The 21,721-nt window shown below is 70.7% G+C and carries 23 protein-coding genes; 9 read left to right on the top strand and 14 right to left on the bottom strand.

Features of this window, described 5'->3' with window-relative positions; translation table 11 throughout:
* Window positions 1-15 precede the first annotated feature (15 nt).
* Both ACIA5G_RS00970 and ACIA5G_RS00965 read right to left on the bottom strand, forming a co-directional pair.
* Window positions 16-501 carry a nuclear transport factor 2 family protein gene (locus ACIA5G_RS00970; RefSeq protein WP_395920178.1) on the bottom strand — a complete coding sequence of 162 codons (486 nt, stop codon included), beginning with the start codon at window positions 499-501 and terminating at the stop codon, window positions 16-18.
* Entirely contained in the window at window positions 498-1,106 is a 609-nt protein-coding gene (locus ACIA5G_RS00965; RefSeq protein ID WP_395920177.1) for a TetR/AcrR family transcriptional regulator, read from the bottom strand. The genes ACIA5G_RS00970 and ACIA5G_RS00965 overlap by 4 nt, the downstream gene beginning before the upstream one ends.
* Before the next feature lie 80 nt (window positions 1,107-1,186).
* Between ACIA5G_RS00965 and lhgO the strand changes: the two genes are divergently transcribed.
* Complete coding sequence (lhgO, locus tag ACIA5G_RS00960; protein WP_395920176.1) at window positions 1,187-2,371, top strand: L-2-hydroxyglutarate oxidase; 1,185 nt, start codon at window positions 1,187-1,189, stop codon at window positions 2,369-2,371.
* Here the strand turns inward: lhgO and ACIA5G_RS00955 are convergent.
* Together ACIA5G_RS00955 and serS are read right to left on the bottom strand one after the other, a co-directional pair.
* A complete protein-coding gene (locus tag ACIA5G_RS00955; protein WP_395920175.1) occupies window positions 2,368-3,369 on the bottom strand; it encodes a DUF3558 family protein in 1,002 nt (333 codons plus the stop codon). The genes lhgO and ACIA5G_RS00955 overlap by 4 nt on opposite strands.
* A 71-nt stretch (window positions 3,370-3,440) precedes the next feature.
* Window positions 3,441-4,703 (bottom strand): serine--tRNA ligase, encoded by a 1,263-nt coding sequence (gene serS / locus ACIA5G_RS00950; protein WP_395920174.1) that lies wholly within the window; start codon window positions 4,701-4,703, stop codon window positions 3,441-3,443.
* Window positions 4,704-4,822: 119 nt separating this feature from the next.
* On the opposite strand from serS, the gene ACIA5G_RS00945 reads away from it, so the two are divergent.
* Window positions 4,823-6,112: an aspartate aminotransferase family protein gene (locus ACIA5G_RS00945; RefSeq protein WP_395920173.1), complete on the top strand. Its 1,290-nt coding sequence runs from the start codon at window positions 4,823-4,825 to the stop codon at window positions 6,110-6,112.
* A gap of 432 nt (window positions 6,113-6,544) precedes the next feature.
* On the opposite strand, the gene ACIA5G_RS00940 is transcribed toward ACIA5G_RS00945, so the two are convergent.
* The 4 genes from ACIA5G_RS00940 to ACIA5G_RS00925 form a co-directional block, all read right to left on the bottom strand.
* A complete protein-coding gene (locus tag ACIA5G_RS00940) occupies window positions 6,545-7,459 on the bottom strand; it encodes a haloalkane dehalogenase (RefSeq protein ID WP_395920172.1) in 915 nt (304 codons plus the stop codon).
* Window positions 7,460-7,525: 66 nt separating this feature from the next.
* Window positions 7,526-7,978 carry a DUF350 domain-containing protein gene (locus ACIA5G_RS00935; protein ID WP_395920171.1) on the bottom strand — a complete coding sequence of 151 codons (453 nt, stop codon included), beginning with the start codon at window positions 7,976-7,978 and terminating at the stop codon, window positions 7,526-7,528.
* 44 nt (window positions 7,979-8,022) lie between these two features.
* On the bottom strand, window positions 8,023-9,189 hold the full coding sequence (locus tag ACIA5G_RS00930) for a glutathionylspermidine synthase family protein (RefSeq protein WP_395920170.1): 1,167 nt from the start codon (window positions 9,187-9,189) through the stop codon (window positions 8,023-8,025).
* The gene (locus ACIA5G_RS00925) at window positions 9,190-9,735 is read right to left on the bottom strand and encodes a hypothetical protein (protein WP_395920169.1); all 546 of its coding nucleotides are present in this window, start codon (window positions 9,733-9,735) and stop codon (window positions 9,190-9,192) included.
* A gap of 154 nt (window positions 9,736-9,889) precedes the next feature.
* Here ACIA5G_RS00925 and ACIA5G_RS00920 point away from each other — a divergent pair, with 154 nt between their 5' ends.
* The 4 genes from ACIA5G_RS00920 (at window position 9,890) to ACIA5G_RS00905 (ending at window position 13,179) form a co-directional block, all read left to right on the top strand.
* Window positions 9,890-10,939: a septum formation family protein gene (locus tag ACIA5G_RS00920; RefSeq protein ID WP_395920168.1), complete on the top strand. Its 1,050-nt coding sequence runs from the start codon at window positions 9,890-9,892 to the stop codon at window positions 10,937-10,939.
* Window positions 10,939-11,289: a metallopeptidase family protein gene (locus tag ACIA5G_RS00915; RefSeq protein WP_155548455.1), complete on the top strand. Its 351-nt coding sequence runs from the start codon at window positions 10,939-10,941 to the stop codon at window positions 11,287-11,289. Before ACIA5G_RS00920 ends, ACIA5G_RS00915 begins: the two co-directional genes overlap by 1 nt.
* 99 nt (window positions 11,290-11,388) lie before the next feature.
* On the top strand, window positions 11,389-12,645 hold the full coding sequence (locus ACIA5G_RS00910; RefSeq protein ID WP_395920167.1) for an MFS transporter: 1,257 nt from the start codon (window positions 11,389-11,391) through the stop codon (window positions 12,643-12,645).
* 39 nt (window positions 12,646-12,684) lie between these two features.
* Window positions 12,685-13,179: a hypothetical protein gene (locus tag ACIA5G_RS00905; protein ID WP_395920166.1), complete on the top strand. Its 495-nt coding sequence runs from the start codon at window positions 12,685-12,687 to the stop codon at window positions 13,177-13,179.
* Here the strand turns inward: ACIA5G_RS00905 and ACIA5G_RS00900 are convergent.
* The 3 genes from ACIA5G_RS00900 to pheA form a co-directional block, all read right to left on the bottom strand.
* Entirely contained in the window at window positions 13,176-13,805 is a 630-nt protein-coding gene (locus ACIA5G_RS00900; RefSeq protein WP_395920165.1) for a DUF4232 domain-containing protein, read from the bottom strand. The two genes, ACIA5G_RS00905 and ACIA5G_RS00900, sit on opposite strands and share 4 nt — an antisense overlap.
* Window positions 13,806-13,959: 154 nt before the next feature.
* Complete coding sequence (locus ACIA5G_RS00895; RefSeq protein ID WP_395920164.1) at window positions 13,960-14,577, bottom strand: histidine phosphatase family protein; 618 nt, start codon at window positions 14,575-14,577, stop codon at window positions 13,960-13,962.
* Complete coding sequence (gene pheA, locus ACIA5G_RS00890; RefSeq protein ID WP_395920163.1) at window positions 14,574-15,482, bottom strand: prephenate dehydratase; 909 nt, start codon at window positions 15,480-15,482, stop codon at window positions 14,574-14,576. Before pheA ends, ACIA5G_RS00895 begins: the two co-directional genes overlap by 4 nt.
* A gap of 91 nt (window positions 15,483-15,573) precedes the next feature.
* Between pheA and ACIA5G_RS00885 the strand changes: the two genes are divergently transcribed.
* From ACIA5G_RS00885 to ACIA5G_RS00875, 3 genes are all read left to right on the top strand, one after another.
* Window positions 15,574-16,194, top strand: a complete 621-nt coding sequence (locus ACIA5G_RS00885) for a macro domain-containing protein (protein ID WP_395920162.1) — start codon at window positions 15,574-15,576, stop codon at window positions 16,192-16,194.
* A 115-nt stretch (window positions 16,195-16,309) separates the two neighbouring features.
* Window positions 16,310-17,242 carry a type I pantothenate kinase gene (gene coaA / locus ACIA5G_RS00880; RefSeq protein ID WP_395920161.1) on the top strand — a complete coding sequence of 311 codons (933 nt, stop codon included), beginning with the start codon at window positions 16,310-16,312 and terminating at the stop codon, window positions 17,240-17,242.
* A gap of 228 nt (window positions 17,243-17,470) precedes the next feature.
* Window positions 17,471-17,626 (top strand): hypothetical protein, encoded by a 156-nt coding sequence (locus ACIA5G_RS00875; RefSeq protein WP_395920160.1) that lies wholly within the window; start codon window positions 17,471-17,473, stop codon window positions 17,624-17,626.
* 1 nt (window position 17,627) lies between these two features.
* On the opposite strand, the gene ACIA5G_RS00870 is transcribed toward ACIA5G_RS00875, so the two are convergent.
* The 3 genes from ACIA5G_RS00870 to ACIA5G_RS00860 form a co-directional block, all read right to left on the bottom strand.
* Window positions 17,628-19,139 carry a hypothetical protein gene (locus ACIA5G_RS00870; protein ID WP_395920159.1) on the bottom strand — a complete coding sequence of 504 codons (1,512 nt, stop codon included), beginning with the start codon at window positions 19,137-19,139 and terminating at the stop codon, window positions 17,628-17,630.
* 179 nt (window positions 19,140-19,318) lie between these two features.
* Complete coding sequence (locus tag ACIA5G_RS00865) at window positions 19,319-20,680, bottom strand: hypothetical protein (protein WP_395920158.1); 1,362 nt, start codon at window positions 20,678-20,680, stop codon at window positions 19,319-19,321.
* Window positions 20,681-20,768: 88 nt separating this feature from the next.
* Window positions 20,769-21,689 (bottom strand): nitrate- and nitrite sensing domain-containing protein, encoded by a 921-nt coding sequence (locus ACIA5G_RS00860; protein ID WP_395920157.1) that lies wholly within the window; start codon window positions 21,687-21,689, stop codon window positions 20,769-20,771.
* Between the last annotated feature and the right edge of the window lie 32 nt (window positions 21,690-21,721).

Here is a 21,721-nt window from a genome sequence, read left to right as displayed (position 1 = left end):
GACGGCGGGCGTTCCTCACCCAGCTCGGCCGCTGACCAGCGGGACCGCGTGCCGATCCCCCGACCGCACCATCGCCAGCAGCGGCTTCGCCAGCACGCTCAGCACCCGCGCCGCCAGGGGGCGACCGTTCCTCCGCGCGATGTCCGGGCCGAAGCGGTCCATCAGCGCCACCAGGCCCGGCAGCGTCCGCACGAACAGCGTTGCCTCCGAGATCAGGCCGGCGGCGTTCAGCTTCACCACCGTTGCCTCTTCGATCGGCTCACCGCCGATCCGGGCCGTGTAAACCATCACCCGAGTCCGCGCGTCGCCGACGTCCGTGTGGAAGTGGATCTCCGACAGGTGCGTGTACGCCACCTCGATCAGCGCCCTCAATTCCTCATGCCCGGTGAAGCGCACCCGCGAAGTCAGCGGCGAGTGCAGCACCGCGTCCGGCGCGAACGCCGTCAGCGCCAGGTCGGCGTCGCCCGCTTCGGCCGCTCGGCGATAGATTTCCGTGCTCATCGGTCCCCCTTGGTCAGCGTTCCCAGTCCGCGCCACAGCAAATCCACCGTCAGCGCCACGACCTCGCCGCGCGGCACCTCGCGGTGGCGCCACCACCACGTCGCCACCGCGTTCAGCGCGCTCTTGGACGCCTCCGCCAGCACTTCCTCGGCCAGCGGGCGCGGAATGCGGGCCGTGAGGTCGAGCGGCACGCCGTGGAACAACGCGGCCAGGTTGGCCGTCGCGCGCTCCTGGCCGGCGCGGTGCACCGAGGCGACCGCCGGGTCCGACGGCGTTTCGGCGAAGATCATCCGCCAGCCGCGCTCGTGGGATTCGATCCACGCGAAGATCGCCGACACCCTGCTGCGCAGCAGGACCTCCGGGTCGTCCGACGGCGGGAGTGCGCCCCAGCCGGCCAGCAGGTCGTCCACTTCGGACTCCAGCAGTGCCGCGTACAGCTCCGCTTTCGCCGGGAAGTGGTCGTAGAGCACCGGCGTGCTGATGCCGGCCGCCGCGGCGACCTCGCGCATGCCCGCCGCGTCGTAACCCGCTGACGCGAACACCGAGCCGGCGGCGGCGAGGATTCGCTCGCGCCGGGCTTCCCGCGTCAATCGCTTACCTGACATCGGTTAGGTACTGTACCTGACGACTGTTAGGTAACGCCAGGGAGCGGCAGCCGCAGCACACTCGCGTAGCCTGGTCGATCGTGCGCAACGTGGTGGTCGTCGGGGGTGGGATCGTCGGTCTGGCCGTGGCCTGGGAGCTGACCAGGCGCGGGCTGGACGTCACGGTGCTGGAAAAGGAATCCCACTGGGCGGCGCACCAGACCGGGCACAACTCGAACGTCGTGCACGCCGGGCTCTACTACAAGCCGGGCTCCTTCAAGGCGCGGATGTCCGTCGCCGGCAACCGGTCCATCGTGGACTTCGCGCGCCAGTACGGCGTGCCGGTCGAGGTGTGCGGGAAGCTCGTCGTCGCCACCGACGCGAAGGAGATCCCCGCCCTCAACACACTCGCCGAGCGGGCCGAAGCGAACGGCGTCCCGGCGAAGAAGGTCTCCCCCGCCGAAGCCCGCGAGTACGAGCCCGAGGTCGCCTGCGTCGCCGCGCTGCGGGTCGAATCCACCGGGATCATCGACTTCCCGGGCGTGTGCCAAGCGCTCGTCCGGCTGCTCGACGAAGCCGGCGTCGACCTTCGCCTCAACAGTCCCGCGCTGGCCATCCGCGCCGGGAGCAACGGCGGGGTCGAGGTCGCCACCGGCAATGACGTCATCGTCGCGGACGGGCTCGTCAACTGCGCCGGCCTGCACTCCGACCGTGTCGCGCGGCTGGCCGGGCTGACGCCGTCGGCGCGGATCGTGCCGTTCCGCGGGGAGTACTACGAGCTCAAGCCCGAACGCCGTGGCCTGGTCAAGGGCCTGATCTACCCGGTTCCGGACCCGACACTGCCGTTCCTCGGGGTGCACCTCACCCGCATGCTCGACGGCAGTGTGCACGCCGGGCCGAACGCCGTGCTCGCGCTGCGCCGCGAGGGTTACCGCTGGAGCGACTTCTCCGCGAAGGACGTCGCCGAGGTCGCCGCCTTCCCCGGCGTCTGGCGGCTCGCGAAGAAGTACGCGTTCCCGACCGGGCTCGACGAGGTCCGGCGCTCGTTCTCGAGGAAGCGGTTCGCCGCCAGCCTCGCGCGGCTCGTCCCGGCCGTCACCGAAGACGACATCGTCCGCCACGGCTCCGGGGTGCGTGCCCAGGCGATGCGCCGCGACGGCTCGCTCGTCGACGACTTCCTCATCGAGACCGCGCGTGACCAGGTGCACGTCCTGAACGCGCCGTCGCCGGCCGCGACGAGCGCGCTCGAGATCGCGCGCCACATCGCCGACCAGGTGTCCGCCTAGCCCGGCAGGTTCGCCGTCACCAGCGGCAGGCCCTTCTTCACCAGGTCGCACGTCTTGGTGTCGTCACCGATGAACCCGCTGACCACCTGCACCGACGACGTCTCGGTGATCGCCAGGGTCGCGCCGCAGGTCGCGCGGAGGCCGCCCATGTTCGGGAAGAGGCCCCACTTCTTGCCGCCGACGTCGAGGGTCTCGGTCGCCGGGACACCCTTCGCGCCGGGCCACTCGGTCACCGGGGTGCTCGGGCCGAACCAGACCTCGAACGCCTTCTGGCCCTGGTCGCCGTCGGTGTCGTCCCACAGGCAGTAGGACGCGTTCGGCACCGCGGACGAGTTGTCCTTCTCACCTTCGGGCTTGATGCCGGGCAGCTGCGCGACCTGCTCCGGCTTCAGCATCGTGCACGGGTCGACCGAGAGCAGCGGCCCGCCCGGCTCGGCCTTCGCCGGCCCGGTCGGGGTGATCGACGGCGCGTCCTGCCCGCCGGGCAGGTGGGCCGCGACCCGCGGGATCGTCACCTTGGCCATCTCGCAGGCCTTCTCGAGGGGCGGCTCGGAAACGCTCACGTACGCGAAGGACTTGTCACCGAGGATGGCGTACATCACGCAGTCGTCCCCGATGATCGACGGGTACTGCGTCCAGGTGAAGCCGGCGATCTGCTGCGGCCCGGACTTCGGGACGGCGCCGGCGATGTACTCGTTGAAGTCGATGTCCGTGGTGTAGCCGACGTTGAGGATCGCCGACGGCTCGACGTCGTCCTTCGTGTTCCACAGGCACATCGGCGTCTGGAGCCGCTCCTTGTTCTCCTCCACCGAGCGGCCCTTGGCCTCGTAGCCGAGGGCGTCGAGCTGGGCCTCGTCGAGCAGCGTGCAGGCGTCCATCGCCTTGGCGATCGGGCCCTGGCCCGGCACCGGCGCCGCCGAACCGCTGACGGCCACCGTGCAGCCGGACACCACGGTCAGGGCGGCCAGCGCCACCACGACCTGCCACTTCATGCGCATGCGATGAGTCCTCTCCCGTTCGGCCCGCACGATACTGGGACGAACGGGAGAGCACCGGGGATCCGCCCGATTCAGCGCGGCGTGAGGACTTCCTTGCCGCCGACGAACGGACGCAGCGCCTCCGGCACGCGCACGGAGCCGTCCGCCTGCTGGTGGTTCTCGACGATCGCGACGATCCACCGGGTGGTCGCCAGCGTGCCGTTGAGCGTCGCGGCGATCAGCGGCTTGCCGTTCTCCCCGCGGTAGCGCACCGAGAGGCGGCGGGCCTGGAACGTCGTGCAGTTGGACGTCGAGGTCAGCTCGCGGTAGGTGTCCTGCGTCGGGATCCACGCCTCGCAGTCGAACTTGCGGTGCGCGGACGTGCCGAGGTCGCCGGTCGCGGTGTCGATGACCCGGTAGGGCACCTCGATCTTCGCGAGCATCTGCTCTTCCCAGCCGAGCAGCCGCTCGTGCTCGGCTTCGGCGTCCTCCGGCTTGGTGTAGACGAACATCTCCACCTTGTCGAACTGGTGGACGCGGATGATGCCGCGGGTGTCCTTGCCGTAGGAGCCGGCCTCGCGCCGGTAGCAGGACGACCAGCCCGCGTAGCGGTTCGGGCCGTCGTTGAGGTCGAGGATCTCGTCGGCGTGGAAGCCGGCCAGCGGCACCTCCGACGTGCCGACGAGGTACAGGTCGTCGTCTTCGAGGTGGTAGATCTCGCTGGAGTGCTGGCCCAGGAAGCCGGTGCCCGCCATGATCTCCGGGCGGACCAGCGACGGCGTGATCATCGGCGTGAAGCCGTTCTCGAGCGCCTGCGCGATGGCCATGTTGAGCAGGCCGAGCTGCAGCTGCGCGCCGACGCCGGTGAGGAAGTAGAACCGCGAGCCCGAGACCTTGGCGCCGCGTTCCATGTCGACGCCGCCGAGCGCTTCGAGCAGCTCGAGGTGGTCCTTCGGGGCGAAGTCGAACTTCGTCGGCTCGCCGACGTGCTTGACGACGGCGAAGTCGTCTTCGCCGCCGACCGGCGCGTCCGGGTGGACGAGGTTGGCCACGGTGCGGAAGAGCGTGTCGAACTCCTCCGAGGCGGTGTTCTGTTCTGCCTCCGCGGCCTTGACCTGCGCGGCGAGCTCCTTGGCCGTGGCCAGCAGCTGCTGCTTCTCCGCCGGCGGCGCCTTCGGGATCTGCTTGCCCAGGATCTTCTGCTCGTTGCGCAGCTTGTCCGCGGCCGCGATCGAAGAGCGGCGCCGGGAGTCGAGGGAGAGCAGCTTGTCGACCACTCCCTCGTCTTCACCACGAGCGCGCTGCGACGCGCGCACGGCTTCCGGGTCATCGCGCAGAGTCCTGGGGTCAATCACGAAGACAGAGGGTAGTCCGTACAGACTGTGCGTCCCTACTGGGTTATCCCGACAGTCTGATCGTTGAAGCGCTGTTCGCGGGCTCCTCATACTCCAAGAAACCCCGGAGGAGGCGTCTGATGACCGACGAGCTGCTGGCCCGGCACCGCGCTGTCATGCCGTCCTGGATGTCGCTGCTCTACGAGGAGCCGATCGAAATCGTGCACGCGCACGACCGGCGGATGACGGACTCGCAGGGCCGCACCTACCTCGACTTCTTCGCCGGTGTGCTGACCAACTCGATGGGTTACGACGTCGCCGAGATCGGCGACGCGGTCCGCAAGCAGCTCGACACCGGCATCCTGCACACCTCGACGCTGTACCTGATCCGCTCGCAGGTCGAGCTGGCCGAGCGGATCGCTTCGCTGTCCGGCATCCCGGACGCGAAGGTCTTCTTCACCAACTCCGGCAGCGAGGCCAACGACACGGCGTTGATGCTCGCGACGCAGTTCCGGCGCAGCAACCAGGTGCTGGCGATGCGGAACTCCTACCATGGCCGGTCCTTCGGAACGGTCGCCATCACCGGCAACCGCGGCTGGTCGGCGTCGGCGCTGAGCCCGGTCAAGGTCAACTACGTCCACGGCGGCTACCGCTACCGGAGCCCGTTCCGGGACATGTCCGACGCTGACTACATCAAGGCCTGTGTCGCCGACCTCGTGGACGTCCTGGAGACGGCCACGGCGGGCGACGTCGCGTGCCTGATCGCCGAGCCCATCCAGGGTGTCGGCGGGTTCAGCCTCCCGCCGGACGGCCTGTTCCGGGCCATGAAGGAGGTGCTGGATTCGTACGGGGTGCTGTTCATCTCCGACGAGGTCCAGACGGGCTGGGGCCGCACCGGCGAGCACTTCTGGGGCATCGACGCACACGGCGTCACGCCGGACATGATGACGTTCGCGAAGGGCCTGGGGAACGGCCTCGCGGTCGGCGGCGTGGTGGCCCGCGGGGACGTCTTGGACTGCTTCCAGGCCCAGTCGTTCTCGACGTTCGGCGGCAACCCGGTGTCCATGGCCGGCGCGACGGCGGTGCTCGACTACATCAAGGACCACGACCTGCAGGCGAACTGCGCGGCGCGCGGCCGTCAGCTGCTCGACGGGCTGCGTTCGGCTGGTTCGCCGCTGGTGGCCGAGGTGCGCGGCAAGGGGCTGATGATCGGCGTGGAGCTGATCAAGCCGGGCACGACCGAGCCTCACGTGGCGGCGGCGGCCCGGATGCTGGAGGAGACGAAGAAGCGCGGGTTGCTGATCGGCAAGGGCGGTCTGCACGGCAACGTCCTGCGGCTGGGGCCGCCGATGACGCTCACCGCCGAGGAGGCCCAGGAGGGCCTGGACATCCTGGTCGACTCCCTGGCGGCGACGCACGCAGCCCTCTAAAACCAAGGAGCTGGGTGGTCATCCCGTCGCCTGAGGCCGTGAAATCACTTTGAGCCGGGCCCGCAACCCACAGCGCACCACAAGACAGCGACGCAAGCTTGCGGGCCCGGCTCAAAGTGATAGGCCTCGTTCAGGCGACGGGATGACCACCCAGCGGCCCATCTCACAGAGGTGAGAAGACAGCGGGACCGGTGGTCATCCCGGAGCCTGCCCGTCCGGCGAGGACAATCTTTTTGTTCTGCCGCGGCAGAACGACGGGTCCGACCTCCCCCGCCCCTCCGGTAGGAGTTTCAGTCGACGCTCAGCTTTGTCAAGGCGGGAAAGCGTGCCTTGACAAACCCGAGCGTCGACTGAAGTGCAGCTTGGGACGAGGGGCGGGGGAGGTCTGGTGACCTCGTGGTCGGCTTGCGTTGCCGGCTTCCGGCGGGCTGCTTAGCCGCGGATGAACCTGACCACGTGCTCGGCCAGCTCCTCGCCCTTGTCCTCCTGCAGGAAGTGGCCCGCGTCCGCGATCACCGGGTGCTCGCGGCCCTGGGCGCCCTTCATCGAGCGCTGGAGGATCGGGGCCAGGCCGCCGGTGATGGGGTCGCCGTCGGAGAACGCGACCAGGAACGGCAGGTCCAGCTCGGAAAGGGTCTTCCAAGCCGCGCGGTTGGCCTCCGTCGCCGGGTTGTCCGGGGAGTACGGGACCAGGCCGGGCATCGCGCGCGGGCCGGCCTTGTACATCTCGTTCGGGAATGGTGCGTCGTACGCCGCCCGGACTTCGTCGGACAGCTCGGAACGGCAGCCGGACTGGACGAAGCGGGCGACGTCCAGCACCTGGGCCTTCTCGATGGCCTCGCGGAACGCGTGCCAGACGGCCGGCATGTCGTGGTCGCCGCTCGGCAGGCCGGTGTTGGACGCGACGACCCGGGCGAAGCGGGACGGGTGCTCGGCGACCAGGCGCAGCCCGATCAGGCCGCCCCAGTCCTGGCCGACCAGCGTCACGTCGTGCAGGTCGAGGGCGTCGAAGGCGAACCCGCGCATCCAGTTGACGTGCCGCGCGTAGGTGTGGTCCACCAGGTCGCCCGGCTTGTCGGACCGGCCGAACCCGACGAGGTCCGGCGCGATGGCGCGGAGCCCGGCGGCCGCGAGCACGGGGAGCATCTTGCGGTAGAGGTACGACCAGCTGGGCTCACCGTGCAGGAGGAGCACGGGCTCGCCGTCGGCCGGGCCGGCCTCCACGTAACCCACTCTGATCACGCCGCCGTGCGGGTCGTCGAGCTCGACGTACTTCGGCTCGAAGGGGAAGTCGGGCAGGTCCGTGAACCGGTCGTCCGGTGTCCTCAGCAGGCGCACGCACCCCACGCTAGTGGGAACGACAGAGCCGGGCCATGTATCTGGCCCGGCTCACGGTCGATCGTAGGGTGATCGTCAGGAGATGCCGACCGCCACCACGAGGCCCAGGCCGATGTGCGCCGCCGCGACGACGATGCTGACCGGGGCGAAGTGCTCGCTCTCGATGGTCGACGCCACGTCGATGCGGGTCGCCCACTCCAGCAGCCGGACCGCGACCACCTGGACGATGATCCCGAGCAGGCCGTAGACCAGCGACGTGATCAAGCCCTCGGTGAGGTCGCTCGCCGAGTTGAAGATCGCCACGACGACGATGAACGCCATCGAGAGCATCCCCGACGCGGTCACGATCACCGCGTTCGGCAGGCCCTGCGTGACCAGCTTCGACAGCTTGCCGGGGGTGGTCCAGTCGATGGCGTAGAAGCCGGCGAACATCAGCAGCAGGCCGATGACGCCGTAGAGCAGGATCGCGCCGATCCCCCGCACGAGGTCGGAGCCGAACGTGTCGGACAGCGCAAGGGTCGTGTTCACGAGTTCTCTCCCAGGAAAAAGAGCTGATCAGCAGCGGTGTTGTATCACGACTCGGGGATGCGGTGTGGGACAAATGCCGCACCGTCATCGGTCACCAGGCCGCCGGTTTCCCGGATGCCCAGCCCCGCGGAGCTGTCGCCGACGATCCACGCGCCGAGCGCCGGCCGGTAACCGTCGAACTCGGGCAGCGGGTCGAACGCCTGGTAGACGAACCCTTCGGCGCCGTAGACACCGTCGGTCTGGGTCTCGTAACCGGTGGCGACGATCTGGACGTTCGCGCCCTCGCGGCCCAGCTTCGGCTTGCGGACGTACTCGGTGAGGATCCCGGGGTCGTCGGCGAACGCGGGCAGCAGGTTCGGGTGGCCCGGGTAGTTCTCCCACAGGACCGCCAGCAGCGTCTTGTTGGAGAGGATCATCTTCCAGAGCGGCTCGATCCACAGCGTCCGCGGCAGCGACTCGACGGCGTTGCGGCCGAACTCCTCGTCGACCACCCACTCCCACGGGTACAGCTTCAGCACGGTCGCCATCTGCGACTCTTCGAGGTCGACGAACCGCTTGAGCAGCGGGTCCCAGCCGATCTCCTCGATCGCCAGGCCGACCGTGTCGAGCCCGGCCTCGGCCGCGGTCTCCTGCAGGTACGCCGTCGTGACGTTGTCCTCGCCGGAAGGGTCGGCCGCCGACCAGGTGAAGTGCAGCTCGTTCGACGGCAGCTTGTCCTGCAGGAACGCCCAGCGCTCGACCAGCTTCTCGTGGATCGAGTTCCACTGGTCGTCGTCCGGGAAGACGTCGGTCTTCCAGTGCCACTGCAGCAGCGACGCCTCGAGCAGCGTGGTCGGCGTGTCGGCGTTGTACTCCAGCAGCTTCGCCGGCGACTTGCCGTCGTAGCGCAGGTCGAACCGCCCGTAGACGTGCGGGTCCTGCCGTTTCCACGACTCCGCGATGTGCGGCCAGACCCACTCGGGGATGCCGAAGCGCTGGTAGCCCTCGGTCGTCACGACGTTGTCGACGGCCTCGAGGCACATCGAGTGCAGCAGTTCGACGTCGGCTTCGAGCGAGAGCACCTCGTCCATGTCGAAGACGTAGTGCACCGACTCGTCCCAGTACGGCCGCATCCGGCCGCTGCTGTCGCGGGCCGGCGTGCCGTAGACGAGTCCCTGCTCCTCGACGATCCGCTGCCAGTCTCGCCGCGGCTCACGCCGGTCCCGGTACACCTACGATCCCCCGCTCTTGCCGCTGTCGCCGCCGGTGCTACCGCTCTTGCCGCTGATGCCGAAGCCACCGCGCTGGACGGACTTGCCCGACTTCGTGTTGACGCTGGTGCGCGATGACGGCGCGTCGTACGTGCCGCCGGACACGCGCTGCCCGATCGTGCCGGTGCCGCCGTAGTTGTAGCGGTAGCTGTTGAAACCGCCACCACCGATCGGCAGGAACAGGAAACCGCCGCTTACGTGGCCGCCGTGACTGGTCACGTAGTTCTCGTCGCAGTTGTCGTCGTTCTGGATGACACCACTGGCGTCGGTGCAAACCGCCGTGACGGTGCCGGCCGGCTTGGCGACCGTGTAGAACGTCGCGACCAGGCCGACGAGGCCGACGGTGACCCCGCTGCCGATCAGGATCTTCCGCCGGGTCTCCGCCTTGGCGTCGGCCTGGCGGGCCAGCTCGGCGTCACGCTCCTCCTGCGCGAGGGCCTGCTGACGCGCTCGCTGCTCCGCGACCGACGGCTGGCGGGGCTGGGTGCTCGAGTCCTGGAATCTCATCGAACCGCGCTGCGGCGGTTCGGGGGGCGGCTGGTCCCCAGTGTTGTTGTCCTGCGTCATACACGCTCCGTAATCGCTGCCACCACGAACCCGTGGCCCACCCTAACCACCCGGATCGCGCACGTCACACGCGGCGCGGGCATCATGGACTGCGATGTCTCCCAGCGCCGATCGGTTCCCTGCCGCCACCACGCAGACGCTGCGCACTCGCGTCGTGATGGGCGGGATCTTCGCGGGCGCGCTCATCGCGCTCGCCCTCAGCGTCCTGTTCACCGGCAGCGGCGGCTTTGCCGGCGGGTCCGGTGGCGGGGCGGGAAAGCTGTCCCCGGAGGCGGAGGAGGCCTTCCACTCCCCGCCCGGCAGCTGCCTGACCTGGACGAACCCCGACGCGAGCGACGCGCGCAAGGTCGCCTGCACGCAGCCGCACAAGTTCGAGGTGACCGCGCTCGTCGACATCGGCGCGCAGTTCCCGGAGGGCGCGCCGGTGCCGTCGCTGGAGCAGTGGCAGCAGATCGCGCAGCAGAAGTGCACCTCGGACGTGAAGCCGTACCTCGGTCACAACCTCGACCCGTACGGCAAGCTCACGACGAACCTGCTGCGCCCGACGCCGTCACAGTGGGACGACGGCGACCGCCAGCTGCGGTGCGGCCTGCAGTGGGCGGGCCCCGGCGGCACGCTGCTGGCGACCACCGGACCGGCGAAGGAGCAGGACCAGTCGCTCGTGTTCGAGCCGGGCACCTGCCTCGCGCTGCAGGGCAAGGGGGTCGGCGACCCGGTCGACTGCACGAAGCCGCACTCCTACGAGATCATCGCGACCCTCGACCTCAAGACGAAGTTCAAGGACGGCTACCCGTCGCAGGACGACCAGAAGGCCTGGCTCGACACCGAGTGCACCAAGCAGGCGTCGGACTACACCGGCGGCGCCGACCTGGACGCGAAGAAGCTGATCCTGACCTGGGACCTGCGGGAGCAGGAGAGCTGGGACGCGGGGTCGGCCAAGGTCAACTGCAAGGTCGCGGCGCTCCTGCCGGACAAGAGCGGGCTGCAGGCGGTGACCGGCAGCATCAAGGCGGCGCCGGCGGGCGCCGACGGCGGCCAGCCGCAGGACGGTGGCCAGCCCCAGGACGGCGGCCCGCCGTCGGACGGCGGCGGCGGTCCGGCGACGTCGAGCTCCGCCCCGCCGACGTCGAAGCAGAACGGCTGATGCCCGTCGAGATGAGCCGGGAGCGGTTCGAAGAACTGGTCTCGGAGGCCCTGGACGAGGTGCCCGCGGAGTTCGCGAAGGCGATGGACAACGTCGTGGTGCTGGTCGAGGAGTTCAACGACGAGGCGCCGGACATCCTCGGGCTCTACCACGGGATCGCGCTGACCGAGCGGACGTCGTCGTACGGCGGGGTGCTGCCCGACCGGATCTCGATCTACCGGCAGCCGATCCTCTCGATGTGCGAGGACGAGGACGAAGTCGTCGAAGAAGTGCTGATCACCGTGGTGCACGAGCTGGGTCACCACTTCGGCATCGACGACGCCCGGCTCCACGAGCTCGGCTGGGGCTGAGCTCGCACACGTAGTGACACCGTGACCACGAACGGGTGACAGCGCCTTTATCCTGTTACCCGAAGTCATGGGGTGACTGCGAGCAGTGCCGGGGGGCCGATGGAGAAGACCCGCGGACTCAATTGGCTGTTGACGTCGAGCGCCGCGTCGAACCTCGGCGACGGCCTCGGCAAGGTGGCCCTGCCCCTGCTCGCCTCGACCCTGACCCGCGACCCCGTGCTCATCGCCGGGCTGTCCGCCACCCAGTTCCTGCCCTGGCTGCTGTTCGCCGCGGTGGCCGGCGCGCTGGTCGACCGGATCGACCGGCGGCGCGCGATGATCGTCGCGAACACCGTGCGCGCGGTGGCGGTCGGCGTGCTGGCGGTGGTCGTCGCGGCCGGCGGGATGACGATCTGGCTGGTCTACCTGACCGCGCTGGTCATCGGGACGGCCGAGACGATCGCCGACAGCGCGGCCAACGCGCTGGTCCCGGCGGTGGTCGGCGACGGTTCGCTCGACGCGGCCAACAGCAAGCTGCAGGCGTGCGAAATCGTCGGCCAGACGTTCCTCGGCGGCCCGATCGGCAGCCTGTCGTTCGCGCTCTTCGCCGCCTTCCCGTTCTTCCTGAACTCCGCGGGGTTCGCGATCGCGGCGGCGGTGCTGCTCGGGCTGGCCGGCACCTACCGCGGGACGACGGAGGTGGCGGAGGTGGCGGTCCGGCCGGCGAAGCTGCGCACCGAGCTCGCGGAAGGCCTGCGCTGGCTGCGCGGGCACACGCTGCTGCTGCGGCTGGTCACGATCGCGGGCCTGCTCAGCCTGGTCAGCGAACTCGCGCAGGCACAGCTGGTGCTCTACGCACTCGAAGACCTCCACCTGTCCGAAGCGACCTTCGGGTTCTTCGCGTTCGTCGGCGGCATCGGCGGCCTGATCGGCGCGGGGGTGACCCCACGGCTGGTGCGTGCGGCCGGCCGCCGCGCGGTTGTGGTCGGCGGGATCATCGGGTGCGCCGCCGGGTTCGGCGGGATGGGCCTGGTCCGCTCGCCGGTCGCGGGCGCGGCGCTGTTCGGGCTGTTCGCGGCGGCGGTGGTCGCGGTGAACGTCGTGCTGGCGACCGCGCGGCACCGGCTGGTGCCCGGCGCGCTGCTCGGCCGCGTGCTCGGGGTGTGGCGCACGGTCGTCTGGGGCGCGATCCCGCTCGGCGCCCTGCTCGGCGGGGTGCTGACCGAGGCGCTCGGCACGGCCGCACGGACGTTCGCGGTGTCCGGCGTGGTGATGCTGGTGATCGCCGGGCTCGCGTTCGGCGCGCTGCGGCGGTCCTCGCTGGATGACGAATCGGACTCAGCCGGGGCACTACTGCACCAGGATCCGGGTTTGTGAGCTGAAATGTCTCATCACCCAGGTGGTGGGAGGCGGCTTATGCGCACCGTGGACCCGGGCACCGGCACCGAGGCCGGTCCCGACTTCGACGAGCCCTCGGACGAGACGTCGGCCGAGACCGGCGAGGTGACGGCGGGCCCACCGCCGTCACGCCGGATGCTGGTGCTGTGCGCGGTCGCCGGGTTCGTCCTGGGCGGCGGGGTGCTCGGCCTGCTCTGGGGCCTGTCCGGCGTGCACGCGGGCGCCCTCGACGACGCCCTCGCGGCCTGCCAGGCGCTCGACCGCATCGGCGAGCTGCCGGACACGAGCCGGGACGCGCAGCCGTCGCTGACGCCCGGCCTCAGCGGGGAGCGCCTGCACCGGATGACGGCCGCGCGCGAGCTCGCCGCGGCGGCCGCCCAGGTGAACGCCACCTACCAGCCGCTGGCCGACCACATCGACGGTGTCAGCCGGATGGTGCTCAGCCTGCACTTCAACGACATCTCCGGCCAGCGGCACCTGGTCGAGGCCAAGGAGATCTGCGGCCGCATCTAGGCCGGGTGGACCGTCTTCACGGCGAGCTGGTTGCCCGGGATCTTCGTGCTCGCGCAGCCGGTGCCCTCGGCGGGCACGAAGTTCGACGCGGTCTCCTGCGGCAGGTAGATCCGCAGGCCCTTCACCGTGGTCGGCTGGCAGGTGCCCGAGTCGAAGTTCCGCACGTTGACGAACTGGATGTCGGCGGCCGCGGTCTGGCCCGGGTCGAGCTTGACCGCGTTGCCCTTGGTGCCCTCGCGGAAGGCGTCCTTGCCGACCTGGTGCCCGTCCTCGCCGGCCACGTACGACACCCCGGGGAAGCCCTGGATGGTGCACGGCTTCGAGCTGGAGTTGGTGATGCGCAGCGGGCGGTACAGCGAGCCGGCGCCCGCGTCACCCTGCCCGAGCGCGAGCTTGACGTCCCCGGCCTTGCACAGCCCGTTGTCCACCGGCGCGGCGCTCGGCGCAGGGGCCGGTGCCGAGCTGCTGGGACTCGAGGCGGCCGTGGTGGCCGTCGTGGAAGTCGGCGACTCCGACGTCGTCGGTGTCGAACTGCTGGCGGCCGGGGTGGCTCCACCCCCGCAGGCGGACAGCGCCAAGACGCCCGCCGAGGCCGCCACGACCGGGAACAACCGTGAAAGCTGCATTCCATTCGCCTCCCTAGTTGGGTGTTCCTGGTCGGTAGACGTACCGGCCCCCGGGTGGGTTGGCTCCCACTCGTTAATTACCCACAGACTCTAAATCCATGTGGTGCACTTCCGCGATCGCGCGACCACGTTCCGGTGATCGTGCGGGGCGCGGTCAGAGGGGGGTGTCGACCCAGGTCAGGCAGTACCACTCGCCGTCCGGGCGGGCGTCGAACTCCACCAGGCCGGTGTTCGGGATCAGGGCGGCGTTGGCGACGTCCGCGTGGACGTTCGGGGCCAGCCACTCGCCGGTCAGGCGGATCGCGCCGCCGTGGCTGACCAGGGCGACCACGCCGTCCGGGTCGGCCTGCTCGTGCTTGGCGCGCAGCCGGGTGACCGCGTCGAGCATGCGGGTGCGGACGCTCGTGCCGCTCTCGCCGCCGGGCAGGGCCGGCGCCAGCTCGCCGAGCGTCCACCGCCGGACCGTCCCCATGTACGTCCGGATCGACTCGTGGTCGGTCGCGCCCTCGAGGTCACCGGCGACGACCTCGTGGACGCCGTCGACCACCTGCACGTCCAGGGAGAACCGCGCGGCCAGCGGCGCCGCCGTCTGCTGGGCGCGGATCGCCTGGGACGCGTAGACCGCGACGATCGGCTCTCCCGCCAGCCGCTCGGCGAGCGCGTCGGCCTGCGTGCGGCCGAGGTCCGTCAGCGGCGGGCCGGGCAGGGCGGTGTCGAGCGCGCCCCGGACGTTCCCGTCGGTCTGGCCGTGGCGGATGAGCAGCAGCCTCACGCCAGCTCTCCCTTGCGGACCGCCTCGGCCCACGTGGCCGCTTCGACGAACTCGTTGTTGCCGAAGCCGGGTTCGATCGTCGAGCGGATCCCGTCGGCGCGTGGGTGCGAACCGAGGAAGCGCAGGTTGCGACAGTGCCGGCGCAACGCGGTGAGCGCGTCGAGGATCCGCGGCTCGGCCACGTGCCCCTCGAAGTCCATGAAGAAGCGGTACTCGCCGAAGTTGTTGCGGGTCGGCCGGGCGTCGAGGCGGGTCAGGTTGATCCCGCGGTCGGCCAGCGCGGTGAGCAGCTCGGCGAGCGTGCCGGTGCGGTTGACCGCCGCGGCCACCACCGACGTCCGGTCGGCGCCGGTCGGGGCGGGCAGCTCACCCGGCTCGCGGACCAGCAGGAACCGTGTGGCCGCGTCGGTGACGTCGGCGACTTCGGTGGCCAGCACCTCGAGGTCGTAGTGCTCGATCGCGACCGGCGCGCAGATGGCGGCGTCGAAATCGCCGTCCAGCACGCCGACCGCGGCCGCCGACGTCGACGACGACGCCACCGGGTGGGCGTCCGGCAGGTTCGCCGCGAGCCAGTCGCGGACCTGGGCGAGCGCGTGCGGGTGGCTGGCGACGGTCCGGATCGGCGCGCCGCCGCGCCGGGTCAGCACGCTGAAGTGCACCGGCAGGATGGCCTCGGCGACGGCGACCAGCGGGGTCGCCTCGCTGAAGCCGTCGAGTGTCCCGGGCACCACACCTTCGACGGAGTTCTCGATGGGGACGCACGCGGCGTCCACCTCACCCTTGCGGACGGCCGCCATCGCCAGCCGGATGGTCTCGACCGGGACCAGCTCTTCGCCGGCGGCGAGGACCCGCGCGGCCTGTTCGGTGAAGGTCCCCTGGGGGCCGAAGTATGCGATCCGTGACACGCCACCAGGCTACGGGGGTGGCGACTTTCACTCGGACAGCCGGTACGCCACCCGGTTACGCCGGGTGGCATTTTTTGCGATGCTTAGGTGCGTGACCGCCGACTCGGGCACGCACACCGGCCGTGAGGGCGCACACCCGCCGGTCTCCCCTCGCACACCGGAGCTGGTGCTGTGCGCCGTTGACGAACCACTCGCCACCGCCTGGACGACTGCTGCCGAATCAGTGGTCGGCCGGGTCCGGGTGCATCGCGGGTCGGTCCTCGACGTCGTCGCCCAGGCCGTGGTCAGCCCGGCCAACTCCTACGGCTGGATGCGCGGCGGCATCGACGCCGTCTACGCGCGGGCGTTCCCGGGTGTCGAGCAGAGCGTTCGCAGTGCCGTCCTGGCCTTTCACGGCGGCGAGCTGCCGATCGGCGAGGCCGTGATCGTCCCGACCGGCGAAGCCGAACCGGCGTGGCTGATCAGCGCGCCGACCATGCGGGGACCGGGCGAGCGGCTGCCCGCCGACACCGTGCACCCGTACCTCGCCGCCCGCGCGGTGTTCCTGAACTGGCGCGACGGCCGGCTCGACGACGGGCCGGTCCGGGAGTTCGTGGACACGATCGCGATGCCCGGGCTGGGCACCGGCGTCGGCGGGGTGGACCCCGCCACGTGCGCGCGGCAGGTCGCGGCGGCCTGGGACGAGGTCTTCGGTAGCCGTCACCCTCGGTGATCACCCGAAGTTAGGGGGTGGACTACATCACAGCGCGTTCACCGGCCGTAAGCCCTACCGTTAATCACGCAGGTGAAACGTCCGCCAGTGCAGGCGACGGCCGGAGGAGTGTGCGATGACCCGGGTCCGCGAACTCAGCCCGTATGTCGAGCTGCACCGGGAACAATGGAAAGAACTACGAAGTTCGACGCCCTTGCCGCTGACCGCGGCGGAGCTGCTGCGGCTGCGTGGTCTCGGTGAGCAGGTCGACCTGGCCGAAGTGGCCGACGTCTACCTCCCGCTCTCCCGCCTGATCAACCTCCAGGTCGCCGCGCGCCAGCGGCTCTACGAAGCGACCACGACGTTCCTCGGTGACGACTCCCGCGGCACGAAGGTCCCGTACGTGATCGGCATCGCCGGGAGCGTGGCGGTCGGCAAGTCGACCACCGCCCGCATCCTGCGCACGCTGCTCGCCCGCTGGCCGGACCACCCCCGCGTCGACCTGGTCACCACCGACGGCTTCCTGCACCCGCGCGCCGAGCTGATGCGGCGCGGGATCATGCACCGCAAGGGGTTCCCGGAGAGCTACGACCGCCGCGCGCTGCTGCGGTTCGTCACCGAGGTCAAGTCGGGCGCCGAGCGGGTCGCCGCGCCGGTGTACTCCCACCTCGCCTACGACATCCTGCCCGGCCAGGAGCAGGTGGTGCAGCAGCCGGACATCCTCATCCTCGAGGGCTTGAACGTGCTGCAGCCGGGCCCGCGGCTGATGGTGTCCGACCTCTTCGACTTCTCGATCTACGTCGACGCGCACACCGACGACATCCAGCGCTGGTACATCGAGCGGTTCCTGGAACTGCGGCACACGGCGTTCGCGGACCCGGCGTCGCACTTCCACCACTTCGCCGGCCTGCCGGACGACGAGGCCCGCGCCGAGGCGCGGCACCTGTGGCGCTCGATCAACGAGCCGAACCTGATGGAGAACATCAAGCCGACGCGGCCGCGCGCGACGCTGGTGCTGCGCAAGGACGCCGACCACACCATCAACCGGGTCCGCCTGCGCAAGCTCTGATTCGTCGGATCGGTGACGCACCCCGTCACCCACATGCCGATCATTCCCACACTGGGCGAACACCCGGGCACTCGGTGTTGCGCGCGGCGACGTTCCGCGTCCGTTCACCGGCCGATCGGCCGAGGCGGGGCCGTCAGGCGTAACCGGTTGGCCGATACCGGTGCCCCGTTCGGAAAGCGACCCTGAAGGAGACCGGAAAACGACTCTGAGCTGGGGAGGAGGCCCACGATGTTCGAGATGATCCTCACGTGGGTCGGTGCGGTGCTCGGTCTGGCCCTGCTGATCGCGATGGCCGCCGGAACGTTCGTCGTGGACTTCGACGACAAGATCCAGGAGCGCCGCCGCAAGACCAAGCCCGTCGAGCCCGCGGGCCCCCTCCCGTGACTCAGGCCAGCTCGGCCAGCGCTTCCAGGTAACCGTCGGCGTCGTATTCGAGGCTTTCCGAGTCCAGCAGGCTGCTTTCCAGGGCGTCGATCAGCCGCTCGAAGATCTCGTCGCGGTCGAGTTCGCCCTCCTGCAGGCGCTGCACGACCTGCCAGACCTCGGCGGGCTCGTCGTCCCACAGCTGGTCGACGATCGTCGCGCGCAGCACCAGCCGCTGCTCGTCCTCGTCTTCGTCGGCTTCGGCAATGACGAGCGCACGGCGCTGGTCGGGGTCGGTGGGGTCGAGGTCGACCTCCTCGTCCTCGATCTCCGTGGTCAGCGACGGCACCGCGAACATCCGGCGCTCCAGCGCGTCCGCCAGCTCGGTGGGCGACAGGTCGCCGACGTCGCCGAAGTAGCGCTCCAGCGGGGAGTCGTCCTCGTCGGCGTACTCGCTCAGGTAGTCGGCGACGGCTTCGTCGAGCGCGGCGATCGCCGTCTCGGTCAGGCCGGCCCGCTCCGCCGTCCACTGCACCCAGGCCAGGACCACCGGCTCGACGGCTTCCTCGTGGTCGGCGTCGAGCTCGTACTCCTCGCCCAGCAGGCCCTCGAGGAACCGCGCGAGCTTCTCCGGGCCGACCCGCAGCGGGTTCGCCGGGTCGGTGCGCACACCGTGCTCCAGCAGCAGGCCGCCGATGGCGCGCGCGGCGTCCGCGTCTTCACCGCTCGCCGCGACGAACTGCTCGACGACGGCCGCTCGCTCGGTCTCGGACCATTCGGCGATCTCGGGGACGAGCGCGGGCTCCGGCAGCGCGCGGCTCCAGGTGAGCGCGACGGCGTGGAAGCGCGCGTAGTCCTCGCTGACGTCGGCCTCGTCGAGGTGGTCGGTCGCGGCGAGGCCGTCCGCGAGCAGGCGGTGTGCCTCGGCGGGCTCGACCGCTTCGAAGACGACCAGCTCCGGGTCGGCGTCGGCCTGCGCCCGCATCTCGGCGAGGACTTCGCCGGGCTGCTCGATCACGACGAGGTCGCGCACGCGGCCGGCCTCGCTGAAGTCGAGCAGCGCGAGCAGGCCGTGCTGCTGGTCGCCGTGGGAGAAGACGCAGAGCAGGGACGACTCGTCGCCGTAGACGTCACCGGTCCGCCAGCACTCGCCGGCGGTGGCCCGGCCCAGCCCGGCGGCCCAGGTGGGCTCGGGGATGCCGCGGCCGAGGACAACCTGGAGGCCGTCTTCGGCGGCCTTGCGCTCGACGTCGGATTCCGCGACGACCTTCAGCGCGGCCAGCAGCGCGGCCGCGCCCGGCGTGATCTTGCGCTGCGCGAAGGCGATCAGCTCGAGGCCCAGCGGCTCGTCGCCCTCTTCGAGCGGGACGTCGTGGAACTGGCCGAGGACTTCGGACGTGAGGAGCTCGACGTCGACCGGGGAAGGGTCGGCGCCCAGCGCCGAGAAGTCGTTCAGGACGTCCTTGAACAGTCCGGTCACGCTGTGGGTGACGGGCTGCGGTGCCTTCTTGCGGGCGCGACTTACCGGGCTCATGCCTTCATGCTTTCAGAGCTGGTCGCGGTGGCCCTGGCGCGGGTCCCGCCGCGGGCTCGGCGGGGAGGCGCCGAGCCGGACGGCGGAACAGGGCCACCGCGACATCGCTGGCCAAGAGCGTCGCCGTCTTGGCGGGACCTTCGATGTCCCGGTGCACGTGAAACACCGGTTCACCTCGGTCAACGAGGCGTGCGCGGCGAGGATACGGCTTTCGGCAAGGCGATCCGCGCGGTACGGATTTCCGTGATCAGGCGGGTTTTCCGGCGGTGGGTTTCCACCAGCGCGGCAAGGTAAGCGGTGAATTCGTCCGGGGTTTCGGCGCGCTTGTGCAAGCTGCGCAACAGCTTCAGCCGGCGCGCGGCTTCCTGGTAGGCCTGCGGGTCCTTGCGCTCGATGAGCTCTTCGACGTGCTCGCGGAAGACCGGGATCGTCTCGGCCGGGTGCTCGGCGGCGCGCTGCTCGGCCAGTTCGAGCCGCAGTTCCGGCGAGGCCCCGAACCGCACGCAGGCGCGCCAGGCTTCGTCGGGACGGCCGTCGTCGAGCAGGACGCGGGCGAGCTCCTCGGCCTGCTCGGGCCCTTCGGCGGCCAGTTCGCGCAGGCGGGCGAGCGCGGCTCGCCGTTGCGACGTCCACTTGCCCGCGGCCGTGGCGGCTTCGCGCAGCGCGGCGTACGTCTCGCGGTCCGGCCGGGCGTCGAAGTCCTTGCGACGGCGGGAAACGTCGTCGTCCTCCTCGACCGGTGCCGGCGGTGGCGATGGCGGTGGCGGTGGCGGCGCGTGGCCGTTCTTGTCGTGGAGGAACGCGCGGGCGGCGTGCGCGATGGCCTCGCTGTGCCGCCCGGCGGCCCGCAGCACCCGGACGATCTTGAGGCTGACGTCGCGCCGCGGCGGCTTGGCGGACAGGATCGCGACCAGCTCGTCGACGTCGCCGAGCACCTCGGCGAGCTGTTCCCGGAGCCGTTCGGCCACGTCACGGCGGTGCCCGGCCTCGGTCGCGGTGAGCACGTCGTCCACAGTGGACTTGATCCGGCGCAGGCCCGGCTCGCCCAGTGCCGTGGCGAACTCGGCGAGGTCGATGACCGGCCAGCCCGGGCCGTCGAACTCGACCTCGAGGATCCAGTCGGCCAGCTTCTCCGGGTCCGGCGGCCGGGCGGTGCACGCGCGGGCGTACAGCTCGACGGCCCGCTCCAGCCGGTCGCCGAGGTCGCCGGTGTGGTCGCCGGACTGTTCCAGCACCTCGCTGATGTCGTCGACCGTGCGGCGGGCCAGCGGGGCCAGGTCGGCGCGGCTGCCGAGGTCGAGCATCCGCTGCAGCGTGTCGAGGACCGCGCCGATCTTCGCGGTGTACTCGACGTTCCCGTCGGTCACCGCGGCGTCGAGCAGCCGGTGCGCCTCGCTGACGTCACCGGATTGGGTGGCCGCGCGCAGTTCGAGCGAGTGGCGCAACTCAGGGTCACGCTCGGCGTGGGCGTGCAGCAGGTCCGCCAGCGTCTCCGCGTCCAAAGTGCGCAGGTAGGGGCGAAGATCCGAGTGGGGACTCACGCGCCCCAGTCTGCCCGACCGCGACGGCGTGGCGTGTGGGCCAACCGCGTGCTCTTTTCGGCCTAATCCATGACGCTCCGTCATCGGCCTAAAATCGCCGCAAGTCGTCGAGCACGGCTTTCAGCGGCCACGGCTCCGGCGTGCGCGGCCGTCGTGACCGTGCGTGCCGGGGGCGCGGGATGGCCGCGTGCGCCATCGGCACCATGATCGGCACGACCGGCACCGGCACCCGCGCGACCAGCCGGCGCACGACGACCAGCAGGAGCCCGGCGAACAGCAGCAGCGCCGTGCCCGCGGCGAGCGCGCCGGCCAGGGTGCGGCGGCCGTCGTCGAGGGTCAGCTGCACGGCGTACTGGCTCTGCTGCGAGTACAGCCGGCCGAGCTGCTGGGACACGGTGTAGGCGGCGCTGCGCCACGTCGATTCGGGGACGGGCAACGGTTCCGCGGTGGCGAACGCGTCCTCGACGGCCGCCAGCCTGCTCCAATCGGCGCTGCGCGTGAGCGACTCGTACGCCGTCCGGCCACTCTCGGTGAGCTGGGGCGCAACCCGGGTCAGGTCGGCCCGGTAGGCGGCCACGGCGGCGGCGTACGGCCGCCGTGTCACCCCGTCGATCCCCGCGAGGGCGAGGGAATCGGAGCGGTCCATGCCCTCGGCGACGGAAAGCAGCTCGACGGCGGTCGTCTGCTGGTACCCGGATTCGGCGTTCGGGGCGCGGCGCGCGTAGTCGCGCAGTCCGGTGATCGCGCCGTCGATCCGCTGGGTGAAATTCGCGTACGCCCCGGCCCGGTGGTCGGGCGCGGCCATCGCGTCACTGCGCTGGGCCTGCAGCACGCCCACCGAACGCGCCGTCCGGTCCGCGGCGCCCGCCGTCTCCATCGCCAGGTCGCTGGTCCGAACCGCTTGGTGGACCAGGAAGAACGCGATCACGAGCGCCACGACGACAAGCCCGCCACCGGGGATGAACGCGATGCACAGCATGCGGCCGCGGACGGATCGCAGGTACTTCAAGACGTTCCTTCCCGTGCCCTGGGCCCCGCAGG

The organism is Amycolatopsis sp. NPDC051758, assembly GCF_044453095.1.
In the GTDB taxonomy this organism is placed as follows: Bacteria; Actinomycetota; Actinomycetes; order Mycobacteriales; family Pseudonocardiaceae; genus Amycolatopsis.
This window is presented reverse-complemented; position numbering and strand designations above follow the sequence as displayed.